We start from the raw sequence: 10,097 nt of genomic DNA, 5'->3' as shown, positions 1-10,097 counted from the left end.
TATACATGCCTGATGCCTGAAGCCATCATCCCGACCCGCAAACGCATCGTCGATGCCGCCACAAAACTGTTCTATGCCGAAGGAATCGGTCGCGTCAGCGTCGACGCCGTCGCCGAAAAGGCAGGCCTCACCAAGCGGACGCTCTACTACCACTTCAAGAGCAAGGACGACCTGATCGCCGCCTATCTCGACGGGCGCGACCAGCCCAATCTGCGGCAGATGGCCGGCTGGTTCGATGTCGCGGAAGGCGGCGCGGACCGCAAGGTCGAGGCGATCTTCAGCAATCTGGCGCGGGTTGCGCGCCACCCGAAATGGAAGGGATGCGGCTTTCTGCGCACGGCCGCGGAACTCGCTTCGATGCCCGGCCATCCGGCGGTCAAGGTGGGGTCGCGCCACAAGTCGAATTTCGAGGCATGGCTGGCCGGCGCATTGTCCGACCACGGCGTCGAGGAGCCGCAGGCCGTGGCACGCGAGATCGTGCTTTTGATAGACGGCTCGTTCTCGATCATGCTGGTCCACCGCAATCCCGATTACATCGCGGCAGCCGGCCACGCCGCGGCGACGCTTGTTCGGGCGAGATCGCAGAACAAGGACTGACCAACCGTGGCTTGGAACGCAGCCGGCAAGCATGGTATCGCAATGCCAGGGAGGCGGTAATGCGTATCATCTTTCGATGTGATCCAATGTTGATCGAGCATTTGCCGCGCCCGATCCCGGCGCGCGGCGCTCTGCCGGAATGGCTGCGCGCCATGCCCGCCACCGCCTATTCGGCGATCCACGGCCGCGACATTCGCACGCTCAAGCAATGCCCACCCGTTGTCGATGCGATGACCTATGGCTTCATGGTCCTGCTGCCGTGCGACGTCGTCGTCGACAAGGGCACCTTTTCTTGGGACTGGCAAATTCCAGAACCGGTCACGCAGAACCACCCCAGAGCTCCATTGAGCTTCCACACGCCGGGGCAGCTCGCTGGCAGCCCGTTTGCTACGCCCGGCCAAGCCGCCCTCAAATTCAACAGCTTCTGGACCATCGAGGTCGAGGACGGCTGGTCGCTGTTCGCGACGCATCCAGTCAATCGCGAGGATCTTCCTTTCAGGCTGGTGACCGGCTTGGTGGATTCCGACCGGTTCAGCGATGGCGGTATCAATTTCCCGGCGGTCTGGACGGAACCTGGGTTCTCCGGTGTGCTCGCGAAAGGAACCCCGGTCGCACAGTGCTTTGCGGTTCCGCGGGCGGCGCCGCAGCTGGAATACGAGGTGTTCGACGAAGAACGGCAGGCGTCTTATGCGCGCACGGTCGCTAGTGTCCTGTCAACGCCTGGTGTCTACCGTAAGCGGTTCCGCGCCCGGCGGGGGCGCTCCACCGGCGAGTGAGCGACGCAGTGCTTCCTCATCAAGCCACAGCCGACCACTCGGTGCCGATGTAAGCGCCATGGCGATGACGCCGAACGTGGATGGGCGCAGACGATAGGCCGTTGAATACGCCAGCATCGCCCCATCGAGATCGCCAGTTTCCTGCAAGACGACGCCCAGATTGAAGGCAGCCTCCGGGGTATCGGGGCTCATTTCCAGCACGCGTCGATAGGCCTGGGCGGCGGCGCCGAACTTGCGCATGTCCTGACGCACCAACCCGAGATCAAACCAGGCAGAAGGATGCCCGCCGCCGGCGACGGCGCGTTCGAGGAAGCCTTCCGCCTCGACAGACGCACCGCGTTGCCAGGCAAGGCGTCCGAGGCGCGCCGTAGCCTCCTCGGATTTCGGATCCCGTTGCAAGACAAGTGTCCACCATTCGCCCGCGGCCAAAGCACTGCCTGCCTGATCGAGGGTGCGTGCCCGCTCGATCAGTATTTCCGCCTGTGATGACAGCTTTGCCGCGCGATCCAGCTGTTGCAACGCTGCTTCGAACCGGCCGTCGGCCCGGGCAATCCTGCATGCGAGAATCAAGGCGGGCACATTATCCGCATGAGCAGCCAGACTCGTCTCGATGCGCGTGCGAGCCCCCGACAAATCCGCCCTGGCGAACAGGACCGCCGCCAGAAGATGGCAAAGCGCCGGATCGTTCGGGTGTTGCTTCAGGCCTAACTCGCACAGCCGCATTGCCTGGCCGTGATTGCCGGAATTGAAAGCGGCCACCGCACGTCGGATCAGATCGCCGCTTTCGGCTTGATTCGTATTCGTCACCGCTTTGCCACTCCCGCTAGAACCCCAGCGCCAGCCATGCCGTGCCGGCGACGAGCGTGACCAGCGTCAGCGGCAGGCCGACCTTGAAGAAGGCACCGAAGGACAAGGGGGTGCCGGCAGCCTTGGACTGCTCGGCGACGATCAGGTTGGCGACCGAGCCGAGCAGCGTGAAATTGCCGGCGAGCGTTGAACTCATCGCCACCACCAGCCATGCCCGCTCGGGGTTTTCCAGCCCAGGTATGAACGGTCGCAGCGCCAGCACCGCCGGAACATTGCTCATGATGTTGGAGAGCACCGCGGTGAAGCCTGACAGGCGCCAGACATCGTCGAGGCCGAGATTCTTGGCCGAGGCGATGAGATCCGGCGTCAGCAACGTCCTTTCGGCGCCGGCGACCACCACGAACAGACCGGCGAACATGAACAGCAGCGGGCCATCGATCTCACGGTAGATGCGGTCGGGCTTGATGGCGCGGGTGAGCAGGAGAATGGCGCCGCCGATCAATGCCGCCTTGGCAACGGGGACGCCGGCGAAGAAGGCGATGGCCAGCCCGATGCAGACGATCACGGCCTTCAGCACCTGCCCGCGATGCATGCGGCCGCGCGAGATATGCGGCGCCAATTCGGCGGTGCGGGTGAATTCGGCGCGATAGACAATGCGCACGATGACGATGACCGCGATGAGGCCGAACAGGGCGACCGGCGCCAGCGCCGCCGAAAAAGCGGGATAGGAAATGCCCGACAGCGCGCCGATAACCATGTTCTGCGGATTGCCGGTGATGGTGGCGACGCTGCCGCAGTTCGACGCGGTGGCGGTGGCGATCAGATAGGGGATCGGGTTGCGATTGATGACGCGAGTGACGTGCACGACGATCGGCGCCATGACCAGGCAGATGGCGTCGTTGACCAGGAAGGCCGACAGCACGCCGGTCAGCAGCGTCACCATCACCAGGAGCATGAAGGGCGCGTGCGCGTGTTCGATGGCGATGGCGCCCAGGCCACGAAAGGCGCCGGAGACCTTCAGATGCGCCACCACGATCATCATGCCGAGCAGAAGCGTGATCGTGTCGAAATTGATGGCGCGGTAGGCGTCCTCCATGCTGATCGCGCCAATGGCGATCATCGCGGCGCCGCCAAGCAGCGCGATGCCCGCCCGGTCGAGACGCAAGCCGGGGATGCGGCCGATGGCGACGCCGGCATAGGTCAGGACCAGGATCAGCAGTGCCGCCGCGCCCATCAATGTCATTGGTAAGAAGCCCCGCTCGATCTGGTGGCGCCGATGCGGTCCGCCCGGTGATTCTTTTGCATGCCAACTCTGGCGATGTCGAGATTGATGACAAACGGAGTGGCTAGCTGTCGCCGCGGGCGGTACCGCTAACGCCGATAGAAATCCAGCCGCTGTTGCAACGCCTGCGGCGAAAACAGTCGCTCGACGGTCTGCCGCGCCTTGTGGCCCACGTCAGTCCGCAGCGCCGGATCGGCCTTGAGCTCGGCCAGGATTTGCGCCGCCTGCTGCGTCGTCTCGAAGCGAAAACCGTTTTCACCATGGTTGATATGGTCGGCATAGCCGCCATGCGAATGGCAGACCACGGGCAAACCGCAGGCCATCGCCTCGAACACCACGCGGCCGAATGTCTCCACATGCGAGCCGGTGCGATAGTAGAAGACGTCGAGCGTCGGCAAAAATTGTTCGGCGGCAAACTGGCCCTGCGGCAGGAGTTCGAGTTGCGGATGCGGCGCGAGCCTGCCCTTGAGCGGCATGCCGCCCTGGATCCGCAACGCAACGCCGTCGGCCAGCAATGCCTCGTAGAGCGCCACATCGTCGGCATGATGCTTGTCGGCCGTGTCGCGGCTTAGCCGTCCCACCGTGAACGGACCGTCCGGTCTTGCCGGTCGTGGTGAAAAACGCTCGATATCGATCGGCGACGGATGCACGACGCCTTCGACCTGCAGCATGCGCTTCTGGAATTCCGAGATCAGCACCAATTCGGCGCCGGGCCAGCCCAGCAGGCGCGGCATGCCGGTCGTCAGCCCGATGATCTTCGGGTGAAAGGTGTTGAAGACATAGATCAGCCGGCGTGGCCGTCGGATCAGGTAAGGCCACACCTTGTTACGCCAATGCGCACCGAGGAAGACATAGGTGCCGCCGTCCGGCACCTCGCGCCTTGCCGGCGAGACGCGACGAATCGGAAATTGCCGCATCAGTTCACCGGACACGCGCGAAGAGGTTGCCCAAAGACGCACCTGCTGGTCGGCACTCAACAGCCGATATAGGTCCAGGGTTTCGCGCTCGCTGCCGCCAAACGGGTTCTGAAAGCCGTTGAACAAGTGGATCATGATCGCCGCGCTTGCCTGGCCCGGGCCGTCCCGTCACTCGTTGCCGGCACCGAAACAGGTCGTGACTGCGCCGGCGGCCCGGAAGACCGAGGAGATCAAGAAAGCAGAAATGTCTCTGGCGATGCCCAATACATCACCTTAGCCGGAGGAAGCACACCGGCAAGACGGCGTCAAGGAAGCGGCGACCCCAGCCTTCACGCGCAGCAAGGCTGCGGTCAATGCACCGTGGCGACGCTGGACTGAGACACCAGGGTGGCTTCCGCCGGGTCGAAACTCACCTGATCGCGGCCATTCGACTTGGCGGCATAGAGCCGTCTGTCAGCGGCGGAAAATATGGCCTCGTAAGTCGTCGGCCCGCTGAAGCTGGTGCCGCCGATGCTGACGGAAAGCGGACAGGCGCGGCCGCCGGGCGAAAAGTCCATTTCACGAATCCGCCGGCGGATGCCTTCGGCAACCAGCCAGGATTGCGAGGGGTCGACACCGGGAAGAAACACGCCAAACTCCTCGCCGCCGATGCGGCCGACGATATCGCTGCCGCGCAACTGTCCCTTGATCGCCTGCGCGATCAACTTGAGCGCCTGGTCGCCACAGTCATGACCGAGGCGGTCGTTGATAGACTTGAAGTGGTCGGCGTCGATGATCAGCAGCGCGCCGGAACGGGTCTGTTCCTGCTTGCGGGTCTCCTCGAGATAGGCCTCGACCAGCATCGAGAAGGCGCCGCGATTCAGCACCGCCGTCAGGCTATCGGTGGCGGCGATGACGCTGAGGTCGCGCTGAGCTATCGCCAGCTGGCGGATCTTCCACATGAGAAAAAACAGAAACGACCCGCCCAGTACCAGGGGCAGCATAAGGTCCGTCATTTGGGCGCGCCAGACGGCCTCGGGCGAGAGATAGGGGAAATTGAAAGAATCGACGAAAAACGCCACGGCGATGAAGAATGCCGTGCCGGCGGCGGTGACAGCGATCACCCTGCCCCAGCTGGTCGGCGACAGGTCGAGCTTCATCCCATTCTACTCCGTTAGCCGTCGCTACTATGACGCACCAACGCAAACAAATTGATAAGACTTTCCCTTCAATTCGAGATCAGGGAGCCGGAGCATGCTCGCCCAATGAACAGCCGTGCTCCGGCGGTGAACGCAAGCCCGCTAACTAAATTTCGCGCGATGCGGGGAATTTATAACGTCAACGATTCGGCGCCGGTCCACTTGCTTCGACAACGAAGGATGCCGCGATCAGGTCGTCGGCATCCAGCTGTAGCGACCCGTCGCCCGGCCCCATGATGGCAGCGACCTTATGGAAGGTCTTCATCTCATGCTCGGAAATTTCGGCATCCTGCATTCTGGCTCTGAGTTGAGCGATACGCCGTCCCAAGGCAGGGGACGTTCCAATTTCACGTTTCGACATGGCCTTGTTTTCTCCTCCCCCAACCCGCGCTTGTTTTGCCCCGCCCGTTCGCCGGCCCACACATTGCGTTTTATGAGGCCCCGCGAATACAAGGCCCCGAACGCCTGATATGGGCTAAGGTTCCAGCCTCGGCGGATCACGAAATAATTCCGGGTCGCCCCACGCAGCTTTGCTCTATTGTCCGGCCGTCAGCACCATGGTTACGGTGGAGCTGCGCGCCTCAACCCGCTCCAGACAACGACCCGGAATGTTCGGCCACCTCGCGGCGGCGCATTCCTTGTCGGTGACGGCAACGGGTTCGCTGCGCTGTACGTCGGCGGCTTGGGTCGCCGTCGATGCGAAAAGAACAGTCTGCGTTATCAGAGCCGAGAAAACGGCAACCTGGAACAGCACGGCGGCGAAGGCGATCTTCTTGAGCATGCGACGAAACGCGCTGGCAAGCGTCAGGTTCCCGCCGGTCATTTCTTACGGCGAGCCTGCACCGTGCCGGCGCGGCAGAAAGCGAACCGACATACCTTTGACAGGAAGGAAATAACCTCGCAAAATCATCGATTTATTGGCGATCCCGACAGGATTCGAACCTGTGACCATCGGCTTAGAAGGCCCAAAGCCAACCGCGCAGTTCTGCGGTTTCTGGCCTCTCCGGCTGTAAACCGGACCCGTCGAAACATTAAGAAATCCCGGCCTACTGTAAACGGTCATGATCACCCGCGCCGCCCTCCTCGCCACTGCCGCAGCTTTGATTCCGTTGTCGGCGGCCGCTGCGCCGCTGGTCGGCATTCCCTCCGTCATTGACGGAGACACAATCGAAATTCACGGGCAGCGAATTCGCCTCAACGGCATCGACGCACCTGAGAGTGCACAGCTCTGCCTTGACGCCGCCGGCAAGAAATATCGTTGCGGGCAGAAGGCCTCTTTCGCCCTGGCCGACTTCCTCGAGGCGCATCGCCCGACGTCCTGCATCGAGGTCGACCGCGACCAGTTCAGGCGCATGGTGGCTGTCTGCACCGCAGGAGGCGTCGATATCGGGGAATGGATGGTCAGGAAGGGCTATGCGGTCGACTGGCCGAGATACAGCGCTGGCTTCTATGCCAAGGCTGAGACTGACGCCAGGACAGCCATGCGCGGCCTATGGGCTGGATCGTTCGACCGGCCATGGGAATGGCGCAAACAGATGACGGTTCAATAAGCTGTTCGCGCCGATTGTGCGTGCGGTCGATCACCCCCTGGTGCGCGTAGAGAGATAGGCTGTCCTGTCATCTTTTGCCCATTTGCCTAGGCTAGGCTGTTTTCACGGCGGGCTTTGGAGGAGGTCGATCTGATGACGACAAGCCTTGCCGGCACCCTGAAAAACCGCGGCAAACAGATGGCCAAACGCCTGCTTGGCTATGATTCCCGAAACTGGCTGCGTATCCGCCAGATCGAGGCGTTCACCGTCTTTCTGGAAGCCGGCAACCGCAAGGCCGCCGACGTCATCGAGATCTCGCCGGGCTGGAACCGCTATTGGCGGGCGATGTGCCCCAACTATCGCTCGGTCGATTTCCCGGCCTTCGACATCTGCAAGGACCGCACCGAGGAACAATATTCGATCGTCATTGCCGACCAGGTGCTGGAACATGTCCAGCGCCCGCACGCAGCGGTGCAAAACATCCACGCCATGACCCGGCCTGGCGGCTGGGCGATGGTGGCGACACCCTTCCTGTTCCGGGTCCATGCCCGGCCGCACGATTACAACAGGTGGACGCCCGCCGGCCTGAAGCAGCTGATGGTCGAGGGCGGCTTCCCCGAAGCCAACGTGAAGGTCCATGGCTGGGGCAACAAGGCGTGCGCCCGGGCTCACATCGGTGGCCCGGTACGCGCCTACGGCCTTTGGCGAGACCTCAGCAACGACGAGGAATACCCGCTAATGGTCTGGGCCTTCGCAAAGAAGGAGCCAGCGGCCTCTCAATAATTGCCGTTGTAGTACCGGTCGTCGCAAGGTGCCGTGTAGATGCGGCCGTAGCGGTCCTGGTATCGGCACATTTCTTCGCCGCGGCGCTGCGGCGTAGTGGCGGAACCGACGACGGCGCCAAGCAGCGCGCCGCTGGCCGCGCCGATGACCGTGCTCTTGGTGTTGCCACCGATCGCCTGGCCGACGAGTGCGCCACCGGCGCCGCCGATGAGCGCGCCGGTGGTAGCCCGCTGCTGGCCTTCGGTCTGCGACTGGCAGCCGGCAAGTGCGGCGGTCAGCAGCAATGCGGCTATGGCTTTGTGAAAGGTCATGTGAAGTCTCCCTTAAACGTCTGAAATCCCTATCGATCGTCCCGTGAGGCCGCATTGCGGCGGAACGGGGGCGCACACTCTCACGAAGTGAGTCAGGGTTTCCCATGAGTTGAAAGCCATGGTTTCCAAAGCGCAAAGGAAACGGGCATACCCGCTGATCTCAACGGCCGTTATAGTTGCGCACGGATATATTTATATCTGGATGCGGCCGACGGCTCGCATTCGAAGCAAACTCGACATGTTTTCCTAACCAAATCGCAGGCGGTACAGGCCCCTATTATCAGGTCTGAGTACCATGGCCCGCGCGATGGACAAAGCAACCACACCCCCCGAGTTTGAAAGGCGAAGGGCTCGCGCTGCTCAATACCTGCGCATGTCGACGGAGAGGCAGATCTACTCCATCGACAATCAAAGGGACGCGATCCGTAACTATGCAGAGGTGATGGGTTACGACATCGTTGCCTCGTATGAAGATCCAGGCCGAAGCGGGCTCAGCATCTTGGGGCGCCCGGGCTTGAAGCGGCTTATCGAAGATATCGAAAGCCGGCGGGCCGATTTCGAAACTGTCGTGGTCTATGACGTCAGCCGATGGGGACGCTTTCAGAATACTGATGAAAGCGCCTCTTATGAATACCGATGCCAAAGAGCCGGAGTGCGGATCGAATTCTGCGCTGAGCTATTCGTCAACGATGGGAGCATTGGGTCCGATGTTCTGAAGGCCATCAAGCGCAGCATGGCTGCGGAATACAGCCGAATGCTGTCGAATAGGGTCTTTGCCGGTCAAAGCCGAATAGTCAAACTGGGTTTCAGCGGAGGCGGCCCTGCAGGCTATGGGTTGAGGCGCCTTCTCGTCGACGGCTCTGGAAATCCCAAGGCAATCCTCCACCGTGATGAGCGAAAAGGCCTGGCCAGCGACCGCGTCGTTCTCGTCCCCGGGCCTGAAAATGAGGTGTCAACCGTCCGATGGATATTCAACCAGTTCGTGAAGAAAGGAAAAACGGCAGTCGAAATTGCATCTGCTCTAAACGCGCGCGGCCTGGTCACCGAGTTTGGCCGGCCTTGGACCGGAGCGTGCGTAGGCACGATACTGGCCAGCGAGAAATATGTCGGCAACATTGTATGGAACCGAATATCTCACAGGCTTCTGCAAAACCGGCTGAGAAATCCGCCAAGCGCATTGGTTCGCGCCGACAACGTCATCGAACCGCTCGTACCCCGGGCGCTGTTCGATCGTGCGCAAGCTATCAGGCGGGCGCGCACTTACCTCAGACCCGATGAAGAGTTGCTGGCCGATCTGACCAAGCTTTTGAAAGAACGGGGAAGGCTGTCGAGCCCAATCATTGATGCCGCTCCAGGCTGTCATTCAGCCAGCATTTACGCGCATCGCTTTGGAAGCATGAACGCCGCCTACCAGTTGATCGGATACGACGGGTCGGCGAACTATCGGAAACTCGACATCAGAAGGCGGCTCATTCAGATTCGGCAGCAAACAATCGAGAACTTGATGTCGGACATCGACGGGGTCGGTGGCTCAGCGCGGTACGATCCCCAAACAAAGATTATGCGTGTCAATGATGAATTCTCCGTGGCGATTTGGACTGCGCAATATCGGATGAACGTCACCGGTTTTCCACGCTGGCCGTTCTGGAAGCGGGGTCTCATCGGGCCAGAGGTAACGATTTTGATCAGGATGGAGTCCGATAATCAGACCGTTCGTGACTTCCTGATCGCACCCGCTCATGAAGCGCAGTCTGCCCTTCACATGCTTAAGGCCGACAATGGCGTGCGCCTTGATGCCTTCCTCTTCGCTTCGCTTGATCCTGTGGTTGAGATGGCGAGACGAGAACCAATGCCGGCAAATATATGAGAACTACGAAAGCCGGGCTTCGCGACTTCGTCACAAACAATCGGCATGCC

12 protein-coding genes are annotated in these 10,097 nt (G+C 61.5%); 5 read left to right on the top strand and 7 right to left on the bottom strand.

The window, feature by feature from the left end; translation table 11 throughout:
• Positions 1-12: 12 nt before the first annotated feature.
• Both ACVILI_RS15730 and ACVILI_RS15725 read left to right on the top strand, forming a co-directional pair.
• Positions 13-597 carry a TetR/AcrR family transcriptional regulator gene (locus ACVILI_RS15730; RefSeq protein ID WP_038645970.1) on the top strand — a complete coding sequence of 195 codons (585 nt, stop codon included), beginning with the start codon at positions 13-15 and terminating at the stop codon, positions 595-597.
• A 59-nt stretch (positions 598-656) separates the two neighbouring features.
• Positions 657-1,373 (top strand): hypothetical protein, encoded by a 717-nt coding sequence (locus ACVILI_RS15725; RefSeq protein ID WP_027046692.1) that lies wholly within the window; start codon positions 657-659, stop codon positions 1,371-1,373.
• On the opposite strand, the gene ACVILI_RS15720 is transcribed toward ACVILI_RS15725, so the two are convergent.
• From ACVILI_RS15720 to ACVILI_RS15695, 6 genes are all read right to left on the bottom strand, one after another.
• Positions 1,311-2,180, bottom strand: coding sequence for a tetratricopeptide repeat protein (locus tag ACVILI_RS15720; protein ID WP_038645968.1), 870 nt, complete (start codon positions 2,178-2,180; stop codon positions 1,311-1,313). The genes ACVILI_RS15725 and ACVILI_RS15720 overlap by 63 nt on opposite strands.
• A 16-nt stretch (positions 2,181-2,196) precedes the next feature.
• Positions 2,197-3,423, bottom strand: a complete 1,227-nt coding sequence (locus ACVILI_RS15715; protein WP_020628826.1) for an anion transporter — start codon at positions 3,421-3,423, stop codon at positions 2,197-2,199.
• A 128-nt stretch (positions 3,424-3,551) separates the two neighbouring features.
• Positions 3,552-4,514: a glycosyltransferase family 4 protein gene (locus ACVILI_RS15710; protein ID WP_038645965.1), complete on the bottom strand. Its 963-nt coding sequence runs from the start codon at positions 4,512-4,514 to the stop codon at positions 3,552-3,554.
• Between the two features lie 215 nt (positions 4,515-4,729).
• On the bottom strand, positions 4,730-5,518 hold the full coding sequence (locus tag ACVILI_RS15705) for a GGDEF domain-containing protein (protein WP_019857376.1): 789 nt from the start codon (positions 5,516-5,518) through the stop codon (positions 4,730-4,732).
• Positions 5,519-5,696: 178 nt separating this feature from the next.
• Complete coding sequence (locus tag ACVILI_RS15700) at positions 5,697-5,918, bottom strand: hypothetical protein (protein WP_027046691.1); 222 nt, start codon at positions 5,916-5,918, stop codon at positions 5,697-5,699.
• Positions 5,919-6,092: 174 nt separating this feature from the next.
• Positions 6,093-6,380 (bottom strand): hypothetical protein, encoded by a 288-nt coding sequence (locus ACVILI_RS15695; RefSeq protein WP_038645963.1) that lies wholly within the window; start codon positions 6,378-6,380, stop codon positions 6,093-6,095.
• 238 nt (positions 6,381-6,618) lie between these two features.
• Between ACVILI_RS15695 and ACVILI_RS15690 the strand changes: the two genes are divergently transcribed.
• Both ACVILI_RS15690 and ACVILI_RS15685 read left to right on the top strand, forming a co-directional pair.
• Positions 6,619-7,107, top strand: coding sequence for a thermonuclease family protein (locus tag ACVILI_RS15690; protein WP_457102539.1), 489 nt, complete (start codon positions 6,619-6,621; stop codon positions 7,105-7,107).
• A gap of 132 nt (positions 7,108-7,239) precedes the next feature.
• Positions 7,240-7,869 (top strand): class I SAM-dependent methyltransferase, encoded by a 630-nt coding sequence (locus tag ACVILI_RS15685; protein ID WP_457102538.1) that lies wholly within the window; start codon positions 7,240-7,242, stop codon positions 7,867-7,869.
• Here ACVILI_RS15685 and ACVILI_RS15680 read toward each other — a convergent pair.
• Complete coding sequence (locus tag ACVILI_RS15680) at positions 7,863-8,180, bottom strand: YMGG-like glycine zipper-containing protein (protein ID WP_019863671.1); 318 nt, start codon at positions 8,178-8,180, stop codon at positions 7,863-7,865. The genes ACVILI_RS15685 and ACVILI_RS15680 overlap by 7 nt on opposite strands.
• Positions 8,181-8,487: 307 nt before the next feature.
• On the opposite strand from ACVILI_RS15680, the gene ACVILI_RS15675 reads away from it, so the two are divergent.
• Entirely contained in the window at positions 8,488-10,047 is a 1,560-nt protein-coding gene (locus tag ACVILI_RS15675) for a recombinase family protein (protein WP_457102537.1), read from the top strand.
• Positions 10,048-10,097 lie beyond the last annotated feature (50 nt).

The sequence above is a fragment of the Mesorhizobium sp. USDA 4775 genome (assembly GCF_054062655.1).
The sequence above is the reverse complement of the archived record's forward strand: the minus strand, read 5'-3'. Positions and strand labels throughout refer to the sequence as shown.